This is a genomic window from Butyricicoccus faecihominis, assembly GCF_024462775.1.
Lineage (GTDB): Bacteria > Bacillota > Clostridia > Oscillospirales > Butyricicoccaceae > Agathobaculum > Agathobaculum faecihominis_A.
Map to the genome: position 1 here is coordinate 1 of NZ_JANGCE010000054.1, position 19,256 is coordinate 19,256.

The window sequence follows — 19,256 nt, forward strand, 5'->3', positions numbered from 1 at the left end:
AAATGGGGCTTTGTTTCGATCGAAGGCTGTCGGAAAACTAGTTTTCCGACAGCCTGAAAAGCCGCCCCAAAGGGCGGCTTTTGGGTTTACAGCGGTTTGAGCCATATCTCCATGCTTGTCGTCTGCGGGCCGTGGCAGGCGTAGCGCTCGGCGCAGAACGGCTCGGTTTGCAGCCCATGGCGCGGCAGCCATACCCCGAACATATACTGCTGCGCCTTGTAAAGCGCGTCCATCACCAGCGCTTCAAAGCTTTCCGCTTCAAAGGAGCATACGATGTATTCGCCCTGCGGCAGCAGCCAGCTTGTAAAGCCGGACACAGCCTTTTCGGACAGCGCTTTAGCGCCCGCAAAGTAGGTGAAATACCGCGTATCCCGCGAGGGATAGGAGACCCCAAGCTCCTCGCTGTCCTCGGGTATGCCCAGCGCCGCTTCCTTTTGTTCGTGCAGGCCGCGCCACAGCGCGTCCAGCGGATCAACGCCCGATGCGGTGCCCAAGCCCTCGACGAATCGCACCGGCATTTGCTTTTCCACCCCCACAAAGCAAAGGGGCGCGGCGAGCCGCCGCCGGCCGACCTCGAGCACGATGCCGTCCGTGATGAGCGGCACGCCCTCGTCAATCAAGGTATAATGCAGCGCAAGCTCGGGTTTTGTCATACGGTTTAGCGCCTGTGGATGCGCGCGGTATTCCTCCGGCGTCATAGCAAACGCTCCCTTAAAAGCGCGCGTAAAATGTTCATGCGAGCGAAAGCCCACTTGGAGCGCAATGTCCAGAATGCGCCGGTTTGATTGCGGCAGCATTTCCGCCGCCTTAAACAGACGGCGCAGCTTGACATACTCCGCGACCGGCTTTTTCACCAAACGGCTGAACAGGCGCTGAAAGTAAAACGGCGACAGTGCGGCCAGCTTGGCCAGTTCCTGAATATCAATCTCCTCCTCCAAATGCCCCTCTATATAGTCAAGGGTCAGCTGGATCTGTTCCCATGCGTGCATAATAAAGCACCTCCCTGTATCCATAGGATACCATATGCGGCGGCAGCGCCGCTTGACTGTGCATGCTCTTTTGGAGCAGTCTATCCGCTTCTTTCCAGTGTAATACGGGCCGTTTCTGTACGGCCCTCTTTTAATCCAGCGCAAAAAATGGTATAATAGCCGCAGACGGCCATTATACCGTTATTAAATAAATGATACCACCAGCAGCGCCTCAGTCTATTCTGACGGTTCAAAATGCCTGCCGCTGTGGTATACTAGAACGAATGAAACGGGAGGGCTGATTATGGAACCAAATGAACTGGACAGTGCGCTTTACGCGCTGCTATCAAAGCCCATGCAGATCGAAGACATCCGCCGCGCGCTGCCGAACGCGGAAAAGCAGGCGCTGAGGGACAGCCTTGACCGGCTGATCGCGGCGGGCCGCGTGATGAAAAACAAAAAGAACCGCTTTGCGCAGGTCGGGCACTACGGCTGCGTCGCGGGCACCTTTCTCGCGACCGAGCGCGGTTTTGCCTTTGTGCGGCCCGACGCGGAAGGAAACGCCCCCGAACGGGCGGACGACCTGTTCATCCCGCCGAACGCGGGCGGCGGCGCGTGGCATGGCGACCATGTGCTGGTAAAGGTATATGAGCGGGGCGGCAGCCGGGGCCGGACCGAGGCCGCCGTGCTGCGCGTTTTGCAGCGCGCGGGCGGCGAACTGACCGGCGCGCTCATTCGGCGCGGCAAGGACTATTTCGTACAGCCGAGCAGCAAAAAGTTCCCCGAGATCGCGATCGGCCGCCAGAATCTGGGCGAAGCTTCGGTGGGCGACCGCGTCGCGGTCGAGGTGTCGTATTACGGCAGCGATACCGTGATGCCGCAGGGCAAGATTCGCGCCGATCTGGGCGAGGACGGCACGATGGAAGCCAGCATCGCGGGCATCCTGCGCGAGAACGGCGTACAGGACGTATTCCCCGCGGATGCTTCGGCGGCGGCGGAGCGCGTGCCGCAATCCGTCGATCCCGCGGAGGCGGCCCAACGCCTCGACCTGCGCGACAAGCTGATCTTCACAATCGACGGGGACGACGCCAAGGACTTTGACGACGCCGTATCGCTGGAAACGCTGGAAAACGGCCACCTGCTGCTGGGCGTGCACATCGCGGACGTGAGCCACTATGTCACCCCCGGCTCGCCGCTGGACGCGGAGGCCTTCCGCCGCGGCACCTCGGTTTATTACCCGGGCCATGTGGTGCCCATGCTGCCCTTCGCCCTGTCGCACGGGATTTGCTCGCTAAATCCGGACGAGGATCGGCTGGCCTTTTCCGCAATGATGGAATTCGATAAGGACGGCCGCCGCCATAAGGCTTCCTTTGCCAAGTCCGTCATCCGCTCGGGCGCGCGCATGACCTACCGGAACGTCAACAAGATCCTCGCGGGTGATGAGGACCTGCGCGGGAAATATGCTTTTCTGACCGAAGCGATCGAGGGAATGAACGCGCTCGCGCAGACGCTGAACCGCCGCCGCATCGAGCGCGGCGCGCTTGAGCTCGATATCCCGGAGACCGAGATCGTCGTTGACAGCGAGGGCAAGCCGGTCGATCTGCAATACCGTGAGCGCGGTCAATCCGAACGGCTGATCGAGGAATTCATGCTGCAAGCGAACGAAGCCGTGGCCGAATATATGGTGCGGCGCGAGCGGCCCACCGTTTACCGCGTGCACGAAAACCCGGACCCTGAAAAGCTGCGCGTGTTCGCGACCTTTGCGCGCCCGTTCGGCTACCGGGTCGATCCCTCCAAGCCGCAGGACACCGCCCAGCTGCAAACCGTATTGAACGGCGCCAAGGGCGATCCCAAGCAGCGAATCCTGCCCATGCTGCTGCTGCGCAGTCTGGCACGCGCGCGCTATTCCGAGGAATGCATCGGCCACTACGGCCTGAAAGCCAAGTACTATCTGCACTTTACCTCGCCTATCCGCCGCTATCCCGATCTGATCGCCCACCGCATGCTGCAGAAGAGCCTTTTGGGCGAAGAAGTCACGCCCGCGGATGAAACGATGTGCGAGGACGCGGCTCAGCAATCGACCGCGCGCGAATTCGCGGCCGACACCTGCGAACGCGACATCGACAAGCTGTACACCGCCGCCTATATGAAGCAGTTTATCGGCGACACCTTTGAGGGCGAGGTATCCGGCGTCGCGCCGTTCGGCCTGTTTATCGCGCTGGAAAACGGGTGCGAGGGCCTTGTGCGCGTCGAGCTGCTGGAAGGCGACTATTATGAATACGACGAGCAGCACATGAGCATGCAGGGACGGCATACCGGCAAGCGCTTTACGATCGGCACGCCGCTCACCGTGACGCTGCTCGCCGCGAGCGAGGTCACCGGCCAGATCGACTTCGGCCCGGCGGAGGGCGCGCTGCCCGCTTCCGACAAGGCGCGTCAGCCCGTCGAGCGGCCGCCGTACCGCACGTCCACCGGCAAGGGCCCCGGCAAAAACACCGGCGCGCACCACAGAAAGCGCCGTCCCGCGAAGCGGGGGCGTCGGTGACCCAAACGCCCTACCACATATCCTTGGAGGTCTTTGTCTTATGCCCGGACTGGTTTTAGAGGGCGGCACGTTCCGCCCGGTGTTTTCGTGCGGCGTGATGGACGCGCTGCTCGATCATGATCTGATGTTTGACTATGTGATCGGCGTTTCCGCCGGCATCACTTACGCGTTTTCCTATCTTTCACGCCAGCGCGGACGCAACCTTGAGGTGCTGCGCCGCTATCGGAACGATAAGCGCTATATGGGCCCCCGTAACCTTGTGCACGATCACAGCATCTTCGGCGTTGATTTTGTGTTCAGCACCATCCCGAACGAACTGATCCCCTATGATTGGGACACGTTCCACGCCTATCGGGGGCGGGTCAAGGTGGGGGTGACGAACGCCCGCACCGGCAAGGCCGAATTTCTCAACGGCATGGAGCTTGACAAGCCGAGCACCATGCTGCGCGCGACCTGCGCCATTCCGGGCTATTTCCCGCCCGTTTCCATCGGCGGGGAAATGTATTATGACGGCGGCTTGGCCGATCCGATCCCGATCGTTCAAAGTCTTCACGACGGCAACCGTAAAAATCTGATCGTGCTGACCCAACCGGCAGAATACCGGAAAACGCTGACGCGCGGCAGCGCCCTTGCCTCGCGCGCGCTGCGACGCAAATATCCGCAGCTCGCGGATACCATGGAAAGCCGGCCGAAGCGGTATAACGACACGGTCTGCTTTTGCCATAGGCTCACCGAAAAACGGCCCGGCGATACCGTGCTGCTTCAGCCGTCCGCCAAGCTCGAAAGTTTTGAAAAGGATGTTAATAAGCTTACTTGGGGCTATCAAATGGGGTACGACGCGGCAAGCGCCCGCATGGATGAAATAAAGCGTCTGTTCACAAATAAAGAGGAAATTTAATCCCGGCAAAATAAAAGAAAAGAAGGGGTATAAAGAACATGCATTCCAATCGAATTATTCAGGTGGAGGACCGGGTGCCCGCGAAGCTGCTGATTCCGCTGTCCATCCAGCACATGTTCGCGATGTTCGGCGCGTCGGTTTTGGTGCCGTTTATCTTCGGTATCAACCCGGCGATCGTGCTGTTTATGAACGGCGTGGGCACGCTTTTGTTCATTTTCATCACCAAGGGCAAAGCGCCCGCGTACCTCGGTTCTTCCTTCGCCTTCCTCGCGCCCGGCCTGCTGGTCATTGATAAATGGGGGTATTCCTACGCGCTCGGCGGGTTCGTCGTGGTGGGCGCGGTCGGCTGTCTGCTCGCTTTCATTATTTACAAATGCGGCACCAAGTGGATCGACGTGGTGCTGCCGCCCGCGGCCATGGGCCCGGTCGTCGCGCTGATCGGTTTAGAGCTTGCGGGGAACGCGGCGGAGACCGGCAAGGTCGTCGGCCCCGAAATGACCACGGCGACTGTCATCACCTTCTGCGTGACGCTGGGCGTGGCGGTTTTGGGAAGCGTGCTGTTTCGTAAGTTCCTGTCCGTCATCCCGATCCTGATCGCCATTATCTGCGGTTATGGGGCCGCCCTTCTTACGAAGGTGGTAACGGTGGGACAGATCATGGACGCGTTTCGCCAGCCGCTGTTCCAGCTGCCGAATTTTCAAACGCCGAAGTTTAATCTGGAAGCCATCCTGATCATTCTGCCCGTCATTCTGGTTATCGCCAACGAACATATCGGCCACCAGCTCGTGACCAGCAAGATCGTGGGCCGCGACCTTTTGAAGGACCCCGGCTTGCACCGCTCGCTGTTTGCGGACAACTTTTCCACCATGGTCTCCGGCCTGATCGGCTCGGTGCCGACCACGACCTACGGCGAAAACATCGGCGTGATGGCGATCACCAAGGTGTATTCGGTGCGCGTCATCGGCGGCGCGGCGATTCTGTCGCTTGTGTGCTCGTTCATCGGCCCGTTCGCGGCGCTCATTCAAACCATTCCCGGCCCGGTAATCGGCGGCATCTCGTTCCTGCTGTACGGCATGATCGGCACCTCCGGCCTGCGCATTTTAGTGGACAACCATGTGGATTATGGCCGCAACCGCAACATGATCCTGACCTCGGTCATCTTTGTCACCGGCTTGTCGGGCGTAACCCTACAGCTCGGCAATGTATCCCTTTCCGGTATGACGCTGGCCGCCATCGTCGGCATGCTGCTCAGCCTGCTGCTCTACGCGTTCGATAAGCTCAAGATCTCCAACGATCTCGCGGAAACGCAGGAGTAAAAAAACTGTTGCAAAATAGAAGAGTATCCAAATGTCATTCTGAACGAAGTGAAGAATCTCGCGCGAACGCGCGTTCGCGCGAGATTCTTCGTCGCTTCGCTCCTCAGAATGACAAAATTGGTAACATTCTTCGCTTTGCAACAGTTTTCTATTTATTTGTGGAAACTTATTTTACAGCCCCTTTTATTTGCTGCATTAACAAGTAATATGCGCCCGCCATGCCGGCGTCGTTTCCAAGTTCCGCGAAGGAAAGGGTGGTATGCGCTAAAATGTAGGGGTTGGCATACCGCTGCAAATACTCCATCAGCCGGGGCCGCAAGAACGCGGCCTGCGCCATGACGCCGCCGCCCAGCACGACCATGCCCGGATCGAGCACGCACAGGCAGTTTGCAATGCCCTGCGCCAGCACGGCGCACATGGTATCGATCGCTTGGTTACAGGCCGCGTCGCCCTGCCGCGCGCGCTGAAAGATCTGCCTGCCGTCCAGCGCTTCTCCGGTCGCCTGCGCCACCTGCCGTATCAGCGCGGAGGTAGCCGCCTGATCCTGAAACGGCTTGCCGTTCACCAGCATATAGCCGATTTCGCCCGCAGAATACGCATGGCCGTGCCAAATCTCGCCGTTCAGCACGGCGGCGCCGCCAATGCCGGTGCCGACCGTCAGGCACAGCATACTGCCGCGCCCCCGGCCCGCGCCGTAGGCGTACTCGCCCAGCGCGGCGGCGTTCACATCGTTTTCGACCGCGCAGGGCAGATGAACCGCCCGCTCGACCGCCGCCTTCACATTGCAGCCGGTGTAGCCGGGAATGTTCTCATTGGCGTACACGATCTTGCCAGACGCGGGATCGACCATGCCCGCGGTCGATACCGCGACGCCGCGCAGCTCCTGTCGGCCGCTTAACGCGGCGGTCAGCTCGACGATTTTGCGCTCGATGCCCGGGCCGCGCAAACGCGCCGCTTCGGTGGGTATTTCCCAGCGCTCCGCGAAGCGGATTTCATTGCCCGGGTCATACGCCAGCCCGTATTTGATCGATGTACCGCCGATATCGAAGCATAGGACCATCTCACTCACCCGCGAGCAGCTTTAAAAACGCTTCCGGCGAAGGCGCTGCGCACAGCTTTTCCAGCCGGCCGTCGTCCATCAGCACATCGGCCAGCTCGCCCAATAGGTCGAGGTGGCTGTCGTTATCGGTCGCGGCCAGCGTGATGATCAGGCGCACCGGGTCGTTATCGCCCGCGCCGAACGCAACGCCGGGTTCCAGCGTGGTGAACTGCAACGCCAAGCGGTTAACGCCGCATTCCGGCCTTGCGTGCGCGAGCGCGAGCCCCTTGGACAGCACATAGTACGGCCCGTTTTTATGCACCGATTCCACCATCGCGTCGATATAGCTCTGTTCGATCGCGCCGTTCTCCAGAAGAGGGGCCGCGGCTTTGCGGATCGCGTTCTCCCAGCCCTCGGCCCGGACGCCGATCCGTATGTCCTTTTCCGTGATATTTTCCAGCATTTCCGGTTCCTCCAAGCCTTAAAACTCAGCCATCAGCGCGTTAAAATCCACTTGCGCGAGAGAATCGCACACACGAAGATCGCCTTCAAATTTGCAGTGCTTTGTCACATCGTTCGGCACGACCAACACGCGCATGCCCGCGTTCTGTCCCGCCTTTAACCCATTGAGCGAATCCTCCACGACCAGACATTCCCCCGGCGAAAGCGCCAGCTTGGACGCGGCGGTCAGGAACAGGTCGGGGAAGGGCTTGATCCGGGTCACGTCCTCCGCCGTGACGAACAAATCAAAATCCTCCAGCAGACCGAGACGGCGCAGGTGCGTTTCCGGCTTTTTGCGCCCGGAGGAGGTCGCGAGCGCGACCTTAACCCCGTTGTCCCGCGCCGCGTGGATAAAGTCGGCCACGCCGTCCTTGGCGGGCAGCGCGCCGCTTTCCTCGATAAAGCGCTGCTGGGTATCGCGGACAAAGGCATCGCGGTCCACATGGATGCCCTGCCTGTCGAGCTTTTGGAAAAGCTCCTCCGCGTTGGAGCCGACGCAGGTCAGGAATTCCTCTACCGACATATCGTAGTTTTTATGCTTTTTAAACCATTCGACGTAAATATGGTACCATACGACCTCGGTATCCACGATCAGGCCGTCGAAATCCATTATAATCGCTTTCAGCATACGTACATCCTATTCTCTACAGGTAAGGGGGAAGGCCGGCCATCGTGCGCGGCCTTCCCCTTGCGTTTTTTTATTTGCCCTTTGCAGCCTTGACCTTTGCGATCAGCTCGTCGTATTCCGGCGCGTTCAGGAAATCGGTCACCGCGATGCAGTACGCATCGGGCTGCGCGCCCTTGACGCGGTCAAGCAGCAATTCCTGCGTGACGACGACCTGACAATCCGTCGGCAGGTTTTCCACCGCGATATGGAACACCTCCACATCGCCGAGGCCGGCGGCCTTGAACTTCTTCTGCAAAACGGTGGCGCCCATGGCGGAAGAGCCGATGCCGGCGTCGCACGCATAGGCGACGCGGGTGACGGAAGCAAAATCAAACGCAGCGCCGTCGCCTTCAAACACGGCGGAAATGCGGCTCTTCTTGCCCTTGAGCTCGTTCATGGTCTTAGCGGCTTCCTTGAGGGAGGAATCGTCGCCGCCGCCCGCGCGCTTGACCAGCGGGATCGAAAGCAGAAACGTGACCGCGCAGGCCGCCGCGACGGCCAGACAGATCTTGAAATGATCGCCGGGGGAGGACATGATCATGATCGAGATGATGGAGCCCGGGGACGCCACGCCGACCAGACCGACGCCGAGCAGGTTGAACAGGAAGGTGCCGACCGCGCCGCCGAGGATCAGCGGCAGGATCAGGATCGGGTTCATCAAAACAAACGGGAAATAGATCTCATGGATGCCGCCGAACAAGTGGATGATCGAAGCGCCCCAAGCGGACGATTTCGAGGTGCCCTTGCCGAACAGCATATAGGCGAGCAGCACGCCCATGCCGGGGCCGGGGTTGGATTCGAGCAGGAACAGCACGGATTTGCCCAGCTCGCCGAGCTGCGTCGTGCCCATGGGGGTGAGGATGCCCTGACCGATGGCGTTGTTCAGGAACAGCACCTTGGCGGGCTCGATCAGGATAGCGGTGAGCGGCAGCAGGCCGTTCTTGACCAGAAAATCAACGCCGCCCGCGAACACGGTGGTGAGCGAGGAAATCGCGGGACCCAGTACGACGCAGCCGAACACGCCGAGAATCGCGCCCAAAATGCCGATCGAATAGTTGTTGACGAGCAATTCAAAGCCCATCGGCACCTTGCCGTCGATCAGCTGATCGAATTTTTTGAGCAGCCACGCGGAAAGCGGGCCAAGGATCATGGCGCCGATAAACATCGTCACGCTGGAACCGATGATGACGCCGATTGTCGCGACCGTGCCGATCACGCCGCCGCGATAGTCGTACACCATCTTGCCGCCCGCAAACGCGATCAAGATGGGGAGCAGGTAGTTGAGCATGGGCGTGATAAAGCTGCGCATCATGTCGTTGTTGATGGCGATGCCCACCGCGGTGAGCAGGCCCCAAGCGATGAACGCACCCAAGTTAGGGATTACCATACTGCTGAGCTTACTGCCGAACTTTTGTATTTGTACTCGTACTGACATCTCTTTTACCCTCCTTCAAAACAGCCCTTCTCTATCTTTTGTGCGGGACCGCGCCCCGCGGGATCACAGGGATACTTCGACGCCCTCGGCGATCGACCGCTCGATCGCATCCACCACGCGCAGCGAGCCGAGCGCGTCCTCCGGCGTGATGATGGACTTGGTGCCGTTCACGATGTTGCCGATAAAGGCCATGATCTCCTCGGACAGGTCGCCGGACGGCGCGCCGTTGACGTTGTACCAGTGGCGGGAATCCGGGTAGCAAACGCGCTGGCCGGTGACGAACCGCACGCCGTTATCGCACGCGTCCACATAGACCGTGCCCTTGGTGCCGACCAGCTCGACCTTATCGTCGATGATCGTGGGCGAATTTTCCGGCAGCACCCAGCAGGCTTCCATGCACGCAATCGCGCCGTTTTCATAGGTCACAAGGGCGTAGATCACATCGTCCATGCCGTGCTCCTTGAGCATGACGCTGCGCGCCTTGGCATACACCTTGACCGGCTTGCAGCCCATGAACCAGTTGATGTAATCGATATCGTGGATCATCACGTGCATCGACAGGTCGGACGCGCCGATATAACGGCGGGGCCCGACAATCGGGCTGTTGCGGCGGCAGTATAAATGGATGATATCGCCCAGCTCGCCCGCGTCCAGCGACTGCTTGATGAGGTTGAAGCGCGGATCGAAGCGAAGCAGGAAGCCGACGGTGAACACCTTGTCATAATCCTTGGTGATCTCGTACATGGCCTCGCCGTCCGCGAGCTCCTTGGCAAGAGGCTTTTCCAGCAGGATGTGCTTGCGGTTTTTCACCGCGATCTCAACCGCCTCGCGGTGCATGTTGTCCGGCAAAACGATCGATACGGCCTCGATCGAGGGATCTTCCAGCAGGTCCTTGTATTCCTTGTAGGTTTTGCAGCCGTATTGCTTTTCCGCCTCGGCGCGCCGCTCGTCGCTATACTCACACACCGCGGCAAGCTTTACGCCCGGCAGCTTGTTGTAAATGCCCGCATGTACCTGACCCATCTGGCCAAAACCGATTACGCCGACCTGAATCTCGTTACTCATGATGAAATCTCCTTTTTATGTGTGATCGTATTTTAAAAGCGCTGCGAAAACGCTTTGTCCGACAGGGAACCATGCTATTTTCCACTTTTCTGTTGCAATCCGGCGCGCCGTATACTATCATGATGTGTAGGGACTGATGAACAGGAGGGTGAACATGGCTGATCTCAGTTTTCAAAACCGGTTGCAGGTCTATGGAAACCGGCTATCCAAGAGCGAACAGCGGATCGCCGCCTACATTACCGCCCATCCTGCAGAAGCGGCCGGTATCTCTAGTATGGAACTGGCGCAAGCGACCGGCACCTCGAATTCGACGCTTACCCGGTTTTGCCAGAAGCTTGCTTACCGCAATTATATTGAATTTCAAACGCTTTTATCCGCCGAAGGCGCGCCCATGCAGGCGCCCGAGGAGACCATGCAGCGCATGTGCCACTATTACCAGCGCACGCTGGAAGCCGCGTCCGAACTGGTGACCGCCGCCGACCTCGACCTATTCACCGCGCAAATCCACAGCGCGAAAAAAATCCTGATCTTTGGTCTGGGCAGCTCGGGCCTGACGGCCAACGAATTCAACATGCGGCTGGTGCAAATGGGCTTTACCTCGACCGCGATGACCGACAGCTTCCTGATGATGGTGCAGACCAGCCTGTTCTCGAACCGCGACCTGATCATCGCGGTATCCAACTCCGGCGAAACGCGCGAGGTCGTCAGCGCCTGCGAGATCGCCAAATCGGTGGGCGCGCATGTTTGCGCGCTGACGCAGGCCCGCCGCGCCCCGCTCGCCCGCATCGCGGATACGATCCTGCTGGCCGGCGATATCCGCCAGACCGGGGATGAAAACTTTATCGATTCGCAGCTCCCGCTGCTGTTTTTGATTAACGCCATCACGTACCGGCTGCTTGAGGACCCCAAGTGCCGTGAAAACCGAAAAAAAGCGCTGCAAGCATTATTCAACCGGTAATGCTTGCTTTTTTTCGCTCAGGCCATCGCTTCGACGAACGATCTTGTGATCAGCTGCGGCCGCGTGATCGCTCCGCCCACAACGACGGCGTGCACGCCCAGCTCTAAGCACCGCTTGGCCTTGGCCGGGGTATCGACGTGCCCCTCGGCAATGACCGGCACCCGTACCGCTTGCAAAATCGCTTGCAGGCGGGCAAACTCATTGTCCGCGATATTATGGCCTTCCGATTGCGCGGTATAGCCCATCAGGGTGGTGGAAACGCAGTCGAAACCAAGCGCCTCCGCCTGTACCGCCTCTTCCAGCGTCGCGATATCCGCCATCAGCAGCTTGCCCGGCGCGGCGCGGCGCGCTTCGCTCACAAAATCCTCCAGACGCTGTCCCGCGTGACGCGGTCGGGCCGTCGCGTCCAGCGCGATCATGGCGCAGGGCGTGGCGGCAAGCTCTTCTATTTCGCGCAGGGTGGGCGTAATGTAAATCGGCGTATCCGCATAGTCGCGCTTGACGATGCCGATGATGGGAAGCGCCGTGTTGCGGGCGATCTCCTCGATATCGGCCGCGGTATTCGCCCGGATGCCGACGGCGCCGCCCTCTTCCGCCGCGCGCGCCATGCGTCCCATGATAAACGAGGAGTGCAGCGGCTCCTCCGGCAGCGCCTGACAGGATACGATCAGCCCGCCTTTGACCCGATCCAGCATGTTATGCCTCCTTAATATTTCTGGTACTGTTTTTATCTTTATTATATTTTATGAAAATACTTTCGTCAAGATGGAAACAAGCTGTTCCCTGTACAAATCATCCAGCCGTTTTTGGACATTTTGCACGCGAATTCAGCTAATTGCCTAATTTATGACCCGGAAACCAATACAGGTAGCCCAAAAACCCGTATAAACGCAAAAAACACCCGCTTTCCAAACATGGAAAGCGGGTGTTTGATTATATCACTTAGGCGTTGTCAACAGAAGCCATGTGCTCGATGAGCATCAGCAGCTTGTTGGAATAGCCCCATTCGTTGTCGTACCAGGAAACGACCTTGACGAACGTGTCGGTCAGCGCGATGCCGGCCTTGGCGTCGAAAATGGAGGTGCGCTCGTCGCCCAGGAAGTCGGAGGAAACAACGTCCTCGTCGGTGTAGCCCAGAATGCCCTTCATCTCGCCCTCGGAAGCCTTCTTCATAGCGGCGCAGATCTCGTCGTAGGAAGCGGGCTTGGCCAGATTGCAGGTCAGGTCAACAACGGAAACGTCCAGCGTCGGAACGCGCATGGACATGCCGGTCAGCTTGCCGTTCAGCTTGGGGTAAACCTTGCCGACAGCCTTCGCAGCGCCGGTGGAGGAAGGAATGATGTTGCCGGTAGCCGCACGGCCGCCGCGCCAGTCCTTCTTGGAGGGGCCGTCAACGACCTTCTGGGTGCCGGTAGCGGAGTGCACGGTGGTCATCAGGCCTTCGGTGATGCCGAACGCTTCGTCCAGAACCTTGGCGATCGGAGCGAGGCAGTTGGTGGTGCAGGAAGCGTTGGAAACAAAGGTCATATCCTTGGTGTAGGTATCCTGATTGACGCCCATAACGAACATCGGCGTGTCATCCTTGGACGGAGCGGACATAATAACCTTCTTAGCGCCGCCGTCGATATGCGCCTGCGCCTTTTCCTTGGTCAGGAAAACGCCGGTGGATTCAACAACGTAGTCTGCTTGGGCCTCGCCCCACGGAATATTCTTGGGATCCATCTCGGCGAAGAACAGAACCTTCTTGCCGTCTACGGTGATGGAATTGTCGTCATAAGCGATGGTGCCGTCGTACCGGCCATGCATGGTGTCGTACTTGAGCATGTACGCCATGTAGTCCGGAGTCATGAAGGGGTCGTTAACCGCGACGAACTCGATGTTCGGGTTCTTCAGACCCGCGCGGAAAACCATACGGCCGATACGGCCAAAGCCATTGATACCTACTTTGATAGCCATTTGCAGTGATCCTCCTAAAAAAATACTGATTCTCTGTCGATGTTCTTATTATACACTATCGCCACACTATGCCGCAAGGTGTAATATTTGTGAAAATTTTATCATATCTATGCCGGTTTTTGTTTATTTTTCTTTGCAATACTGTGGTTCGTAGTGGTATAATAAGAGTACGCCACAAAATATAGTATTGCTGCATGGGAACGCCGTTATACACACGAAATTGGCGCTCTCTTATTTTTGGAGGATAAAGATGGCCGAAACTTTCTTTGCCCAGCTCGACAGTGATACGTTGCGCGCGCTGCTCGGACGGACCGCCCTTTCGGATGCGGCTCTCGTCATGGTCGGGCCGACGATGCACATTGAATTTTGCAACCAGGCTGCCGCCCGGCTCACCGGCCTGCACCCGCTTGAACGGGTCGATCAGCTGCTGAGTGAAACCGCCGCCGCCGCGTTGCGGGACTGCATCGAACGAAAAGCCGCGCGAACGGTTTTGGAAGAGCTTGACGGCGCGGAGTACCGCTTGGAACTATTGCCGCACCGCGAGGGCGCGCTTCTGGCATTTTTAAAGGACGACCGCGTCCAGTACGATGGAAGCCTGCGTGTGCTGCACATGCAAACCGCGCAATTCCTTCTTTCCATCCTGCCCGATATCGAGCAGGTGGGCGACCCCGCGCTTGCCCAGCATATGCGGCGGCAGTGCATGCGTATGCTGCGCACCTACAACCACTCCGACACGCTGCACGAACCCTTTTCCACCGAGCAGCTCAACCTGCACTGGGAGGATCTCTCCGTTTTGTGCGGCGAGGCGGTGCGCAACACGCAGGAACACACGAACCGCCGCATCGTGCTTAACGCGCCCGCACAGTGCCGCCTGATCGCCGAACCCGACCTAATTCGCCGCGCGGTGTACAACCTGCTGACCAACGCGGTGCAGGCTTCGCCGGCGGACGGCCTGATCGAAGTGACCGTGCACGACGATCCGGCGCGCCCCTCCGTTACCGTGGCCGACCGCGGCCCCGGGCTGGACGCGGCCCTGTTCGACACTTTGCTGAGCGGCTGGCAGCGCCCCTTTTCCTATGAAGAATATCTTGCCCTCGGCCGGGATAACGTAAAGCTCGGCCTTGGCCTGCCGTATGTGCAGCACGTCGCGCGGCTGCACGGCGGCAGCCTGCTGCTTTCGCCGCGCGACGGCGGCGGCAGCGAGCTGCATTTGGTGCTTTCGCATTTGTCGCCGTCGCTTGCCGATACCGAATTGCACGCCCCGCCGATCGTTCCCAGCTTTCCGCCCGAAGTGCTTGAGCTTTCGGTTTTATAAGAACGAAAAAAGCAAGGATTTACGCGCCTGAGCGCGTGAATCCTTGCTTTTTCTATCGATTATGCATTTTACGGCTGTGTCAGCTCGATCTGCTCGTCAAAAAAGGTAATGGACCGGATCGCTTTGTCGTTTATCACATTTTCAAAGGTCTTGATTGTCAGCAGTTCGCCGGATAAGTAATCCGCGTTGGTCAGGCCGTTAAAAATCTTGGTGGTCTCCGTTGTCCCATCCGCATAGTGGATGGTGATGGGGAAATCATCCAGATATTCATTGGGCGCGACCTCCTGCCAGCGGTGATTTTCCGCGTAGATCTGCCGCAGCGCCGGGCTATCAACCCGCAGCGTGATCGCAATGGGGGATACCGTGACCGAGCGGACCGTCGCCGCCTCGCCCAGCATAGTCATTGCGCGGTTCACCTCGTATTGGGTGGAGCAATCGGTAAAGTCCAGCGGGAACGAAACTTGCCACTCGCCCGCCAGCACGGTTTCAAATTCGCCCGGAAAGGCATCGGCCCCTTGCAGGTCGGAAAGAGTCAGGCGCGCCTTTTGCCCCGCCAAAGAACGGTCTGTCATGATCTCCATGATTAGGCTGATCTGATTGTCCGCGCCGTTCTCGTCCTCCAGTTTGATAAAGCCCGTGCTGCGCATGCCCCGCATGTCCTCGCCCAGATCCAGATCAAAGTCCGCGTACCGGTAGCGCGCTTTATCCAAAACCGTGCCCTCGGGCGCGGTCAGCTCCATGAGGATATACACAAGGTTGCTGTCGCCGACGACCTGCTTTATGGTAACGGCCCCGCTTGCGTTTTGGGCCGTTTGGTCTACAAGATAGGCCCCGCTCTCCAGTTGCTGCTTTTGCTCGTCGCTCGATGGATGGAGAAAGCGGACAAACGCGGCGTCCAGCCCCAACTGTACCGCGGCGAACGCGGTTGTCGTAATCAGGCAGCAGGCGATGGCCGCCGCGAGAACCGCCGTGCGCCAGCGTTTGCGCGGCGGCTTGCGCGGTTCTCCACAGGCTGTGTACTGTTCCATGATGCCGCGCAGCATACGCTGTTTTTGTTCCTCTGTCGGGTCAAGCTTTTTCAACATTCTTTCCATCTGTCAGCCCTCCTAGATCCAGCTTTAATTGGTTGCGGCCCCGTTGCAGCCGGGAACGTACTGTGCTTTCCGTGCTGCCCACCATGGCCGCGATCTCCTTGACGGAATATTGCTCCCAGTAAAAAAGATATAACGCGACGCGGTATTTCCCGGGAAGTGCGAAAAGCCGTTCCAGCATCTCGCCTTCCGCCCCGCCGCCGTCCGGCGCGGCGGGTTCGGGCAGCGTTTCCAGATCGACGCGCTGCCGCCGCCACCAAGATTTCAGCATATCGCGGCAGCAGTTTTTTGCCGTTGTGATCAGCCACGCCCGTTCATGCGCGCGGTCCGCAAAGCTTGTGCCCGAACGCAGCAGTTTTAAAAACACCGCCTGTACGGCGTCCTCCGCATCGGCACGGTTTTTCAGATACACATAGCATAGCCGGTATACCGCGTCGACGTTTCGGCCATATATTTCGGTAAAAGGCTGCGCCTCGCCGGGCGGTGCATGGTTTTCCATCCGTCCCACCTCCTTACCTATCAAACGATCGGAGGGCGCAAAAAGTCCCCGCGTGCTCATAAAAATAAGAGGGACGGCTTTTCCTTTGGCAAGGAAGCCGTCCCTCTGTGTATTGGATTTTACCAGCGGCCCGAAACCATCAGCCCCAAAATGGAGCAGTATTCGCGGCAGCGCAAAACGAGGCGCTGGGCCAGATAGGGCGTTTCGGCGGGGATGGCGTAAGGCTCCAGCCCCGCGTGCACCATCAGGCGGCGGGCGCGGGCGCAGTGAAAATCACTGGACACGACCATGGTCGTGTAAGAATCGCCCAGCTCGTCCAGCATGGCCTTGGCGTTTGCAATGTTTTGAATGGTGTTGCGCGAGGCTTCCTCGATCAGCAAGCGATCCTCCGCAACGCCACTAGCCAGCAGATAGGTCTGCATGGCGCGGGCCTCGGGCAGGGGCTCGTTATCGCCCTGACCGCCGCAGAGCACGGCCTTGGCGGCCGGATACTGCTCTAAATAGTCTTTTGCCCGGTCGAGTCTCGCAACCAGCGCGGCCGAGGGACGACCATCCTCATAAACGCGCGCGCCGAGGACGAACAGGTAATCGGCTTCTATCTCGTCGTTCTCCTGCATGCCCTGCTGAATCACGAACTGAATGCCCGCAAAGGAAAGGACAAACAGGGAAAACAACACGGCCCCGGCGATTGCGATCATACGGTACCCCTTATTTTTCCCACGGCGGTGCATAAAGTACGCCTCGCCCGCGCTGCCCACGGCAAGCGCGCCGAAAAACACCGCGCCAAAGCGGGTGGGCGCCCACGGAATGCAAGCGACCGCACAGACGGCGAAGGCGAGCGAAAGCCACGCCCAGCCGTTTACAAAAATCTTTTTCATTGCAGCTCCTCCAGCTCGGTCGACACCGCTTCCCACTCTTCCATTTTCGCGGTGAGCTGCTCGTCGCACTGCTCTTTCTCCGTCATCAGTTCCAAAAGGCGCTGAGAATCGGACGAAGCCTCCACCATCTGTTGTTCCAGCTCGGCGGATTGCCGCTCAAGCTGCGCGATCTCGCGCTCGATGGAGGAAAGCAGCTTTTGCAAATTCTTGGTGCCGCCCGTTTTGCGGGGCTTTGCGGGCGGCGGGGGCACGTCGTCCAGCGTCGGTGCCGACGGCCGTTTGGCCCGCTGCGCCGGTTCGGCCTGCGGCGGCGGGGCGGCGCCCTTGTCGCGGTAATTCAAAAACGCTTCGTAGCTGCCCAGAAAATCGGTAAAGGCGCCGTTTTCCAGATACAGCACGCGGGTGGCGAACCGTTCGACGAAATACCGGTCGTGCGAGACGAAGAGCAGCGTGCCGTCAAACGCTTCGACCGCCTGCTCAATCCATTCGCGGGAAGCAAGATCGAGGTGGTTGGTCGGTTCGTCCAGAATGAGCAGGTTGAGCGGATCATACATCAGCTCGCACAGGCGCAGGCGGCTTTTTTCGCCGCCGGAGAGCATATCCACCGTTTTATACTGATCCTCGCCGGAGAAATGGAACGCGCCGAGGCGCGACCGCGCGGTCTGCATGGTGACGTTCTTATCGTAGATCAGCGTATCAATCAGGTTGCGGTGCGGGTTTAAAAAGTGCACCTGCTGCGGCAAATAGGCGGGCCGCAGGCCAATGCCCTTGCGCACCGTGCCCGTATCCGCCGTTTCTTCGCCCAGAAGGACGCGCAGCAGGGTCGTTTTGCCCGCGCCGTTCGGCCCCAAAATGGCGACGCGCTCGCGGTTGCGGATGTTGAACGACAGCTCTTTAAAAATCGTGCGTCCCTCGTAGCTTTTGGATAGGTCGCGGATTTTGAGCACTTCCTCGGTCTCGTAATTGGGATCGCCGAAGGAAACGCTCATCTGTTTATCCGTTTTGGGTCGGTCGGTCACCTTCATGCGGGCAATGCGCTTTTCAATGGACGCGGCGCGCTTGGCAAGGTGCTCGGTGCCATGCTCGTGCATTTTGCGGGCCACATCCTCCAGGCGGCGCTTTTCGGCGGCCTCGTTTTCATGGTGGCGGAGCTGTTCCTCGCGGCGGCGCTCGCGCTCGACCGCGTAGAACGAATAGTTGCCCGCGTAAAATTCACAGGTGCAGTCGTGCAGCTCGATGATGCGGTCGCAGCACTGGTCAAGAAAATAGCGGTCGTGCGAAATGGTGAGCACGGTGCCGCGGTAGCTTTCCAGATATTCGCCCAGCCAGTTCACCGCGTCCATGTCGAGGTGGTTGGTCGGTTCGTCGAGCAGCAGGATATCGGTCTTTTCCAAAATGATGCGGGCCAGATTGATGCGCGTCTTTTCGCCGCCCGAAAGCAGGCGGAAGGGCTGGCGGCGCTGCTCGGCGGGAATCTCCAAACCGTTGCAGACGCGGTCTACCTCGTAATCGCGGTTATAGCCGCCGAGCGCGTCCAGCCGGGTCTCTAGCGCGGCGTAGCGCTTGAGCAGCGAAGCGTCCTCCGGCTTGCGGAGCATTTCGTCGGTCGTTTCGTCCATGGCCGCGAGGATTTCATCCGATTCGCGGAACGCCAGACGGAGCACATCCTCCACCAGAGCATTTTCCGGGAAATCCGGCATCTGGTCGATAATGCCCGCCGATTTTCCCGCGCCAAGCGAGACCGAGCCGCCGTCGTACGGGAGGCGGCCGGTCAGAATATTCAGCAGGGTGGTTTTGCCCGTACCGTTCGCGCCGAGGATCGCGACCTTTTCACCGGGCTGGATGTCAAACGTAAGCTCCTTCAGGATCAGGCGGTCGCCGTAGTATTTGGTTAAATTCTGTACGGAAATGTCGGCCATGGGCCGGCCTCCTTTCTTGGGGAATAGAAAATCGCCGCCGGAGCGGCGATTGCTGGTTGCATGACGTTCTTCGCGCCGCAGCGCGCTGTAAAATGTCAAATTGGAGCAAAGCTTCAATTTGACAAAAAACAGGGAGCATGTATCCAATGTCATTTAGTTAAGGGAAACGCATAGGAAAAAACAAGAGAATCACCGAGCTAGTAGGG

General features: G+C 59.0%; 17 protein-coding genes. 5 read left to right on the plus strand and 12 right to left on the minus strand.

The features are described 5' to 3' along the window. Positions 1 to 86: 86 nt before the first annotated feature. A complete protein-coding gene (locus NE562_RS17305; protein WP_280963668.1) occupies positions 87 to 989 on the minus strand; it encodes an AraC family transcriptional regulator in 903 nt (300 codons plus the stop codon). 283 nt (positions 990 to 1,272) lie between these two features. On the opposite strand from NE562_RS17305, the gene rnr reads away from it, so the two are divergent. Genes rnr through uraA form a run of 3 tightly spaced genes read left to right on the plus strand, consistent with a single transcriptional unit; the run spans position 1,273 to position 5,727 of the window. Next, positions 1,273 to 3,513, plus strand: a complete 2,241-nt coding sequence (rnr, locus tag NE562_RS17310; RefSeq protein WP_280963669.1) for a ribonuclease R — start codon at positions 1,273 to 1,275, stop codon at positions 3,511 to 3,513. Between the two features lie 40 nt (positions 3,514 to 3,553). After that, on the plus strand, positions 3,554 to 4,411 hold the full coding sequence (locus NE562_RS17315) for a patatin-like phospholipase family protein (protein ID WP_280963670.1): 858 nt from the start codon (positions 3,554 to 3,556) through the stop codon (positions 4,409 to 4,411). 38 nt (positions 4,412 to 4,449) lie between these two features. Next, entirely contained in the window at positions 4,450 to 5,727 is a 1,278-nt protein-coding gene (gene uraA, locus NE562_RS17320; protein WP_280963671.1) for a uracil permease, read from the plus strand. A gap of 166 nt (positions 5,728 to 5,893) precedes the next feature. On the opposite strand, the gene NE562_RS17325 is transcribed toward uraA, so the two are convergent. The 5 genes from NE562_RS17325 to NE562_RS17345 form a co-directional block, all read right to left on the minus strand. Continuing rightward, a complete protein-coding gene (locus NE562_RS17325) occupies positions 5,894 to 6,787 on the minus strand; it encodes an ROK family protein (RefSeq protein ID WP_280963684.1) in 894 nt (297 codons plus the stop codon). Position 6,788: 1 nt separating this feature from the next. Beyond that, positions 6,789 to 7,229 carry a PTS sugar transporter subunit IIA gene (locus NE562_RS17330; RefSeq protein ID WP_280963672.1) on the minus strand — a complete coding sequence of 147 codons (441 nt, stop codon included), beginning with the start codon at positions 7,227 to 7,229 and terminating at the stop codon, positions 6,789 to 6,791. Positions 7,230 to 7,247: 18 nt separating this feature from the next. After that, the gene (locus tag NE562_RS17335) at positions 7,248 to 7,895 is read right to left on the minus strand and encodes an HAD family hydrolase (protein ID WP_280963673.1); all 648 of its coding nucleotides are present in this window, start codon (positions 7,893 to 7,895) and stop codon (positions 7,248 to 7,250) included. Positions 7,896 to 7,965: 70 nt separating this feature from the next. Further along, positions 7,966 to 9,369, minus strand: coding sequence for a PTS mannitol transporter subunit IICB (locus NE562_RS17340; RefSeq protein WP_280963674.1), 1,404 nt, complete (start codon positions 9,367 to 9,369; stop codon positions 7,966 to 7,968). A gap of 63 nt (positions 9,370 to 9,432) precedes the next feature. After that, a complete protein-coding gene (locus tag NE562_RS17345) occupies positions 9,433 to 10,434 on the minus strand; it encodes a Gfo/Idh/MocA family protein (protein ID WP_280963675.1) in 1,002 nt (333 codons plus the stop codon). Between the two features lie 154 nt (positions 10,435 to 10,588). Between NE562_RS17345 and NE562_RS17350 the strand changes: the two genes are divergently transcribed. Next, positions 10,589 to 11,392, plus strand: a complete 804-nt coding sequence (locus NE562_RS17350) for a MurR/RpiR family transcriptional regulator (protein WP_280963676.1) — start codon at positions 10,589 to 10,591, stop codon at positions 11,390 to 11,392. A gap of 17 nt (positions 11,393 to 11,409) precedes the next feature. Here NE562_RS17350 and NE562_RS17355 read toward each other — a convergent pair whose 3' ends face one another. Together NE562_RS17355 and gap are read right to left on the minus strand one after the other, a co-directional pair. Next, positions 11,410 to 12,087 carry an N-acetylmannosamine-6-phosphate 2-epimerase gene (locus tag NE562_RS17355; RefSeq protein ID WP_280963677.1) on the minus strand — a complete coding sequence of 226 codons (678 nt, stop codon included), beginning with the start codon at positions 12,085 to 12,087 and terminating at the stop codon, positions 11,410 to 11,412. 247 nt (positions 12,088 to 12,334) lie between these two features. Next, complete coding sequence (gene gap / locus NE562_RS17360; protein WP_280963678.1) at positions 12,335 to 13,348, minus strand: type I glyceraldehyde-3-phosphate dehydrogenase; 1,014 nt, start codon at positions 13,346 to 13,348, stop codon at positions 12,335 to 12,337. 250 nt (positions 13,349 to 13,598) lie between these two features. On the opposite strand from gap, the gene NE562_RS17365 reads away from it, so the two are divergent. Then, a complete protein-coding gene (locus tag NE562_RS17365) occupies positions 13,599 to 14,663 on the plus strand; it encodes a sensor histidine kinase (protein ID WP_280963679.1) in 1,065 nt (354 codons plus the stop codon). A 68-nt stretch (positions 14,664 to 14,731) separates the two neighbouring features. Here the strand turns inward: NE562_RS17365 and NE562_RS17370 are convergent, their stop codons facing one another. From NE562_RS17370 to NE562_RS17385, 4 genes are all read right to left on the minus strand, one after another. Next, positions 14,732 to 15,757: a DUF4179 domain-containing protein gene (locus tag NE562_RS17370; protein ID WP_280963680.1), complete on the minus strand. Its 1,026-nt coding sequence runs from the start codon at positions 15,755 to 15,757 to the stop codon at positions 14,732 to 14,734. After that, positions 15,732 to 16,253 carry an RNA polymerase sigma factor gene (locus NE562_RS17375; RefSeq protein ID WP_280963681.1) on the minus strand — a complete coding sequence of 174 codons (522 nt, stop codon included), beginning with the start codon at positions 16,251 to 16,253 and terminating at the stop codon, positions 15,732 to 15,734. Before NE562_RS17375 ends, NE562_RS17370 begins: the two co-directional genes overlap by 26 nt. Before the next feature lie 119 nt (positions 16,254 to 16,372). Continuing rightward, positions 16,373 to 17,131, minus strand: coding sequence for a YdcF family protein (locus tag NE562_RS17380; RefSeq protein ID WP_280963682.1), 759 nt, complete (start codon positions 17,129 to 17,131; stop codon positions 16,373 to 16,375). Further along, positions 17,128 to 19,050 carry an ABC-F family ATP-binding cassette domain-containing protein gene (locus NE562_RS17385; protein WP_280963683.1) on the minus strand — a complete coding sequence of 641 codons (1,923 nt, stop codon included), beginning with the start codon at positions 19,048 to 19,050 and terminating at the stop codon, positions 17,128 to 17,130. Before NE562_RS17385 ends, NE562_RS17380 begins: the two co-directional genes overlap by 4 nt. Positions 19,051 to 19,256: the final 206 nt, after the last annotated feature.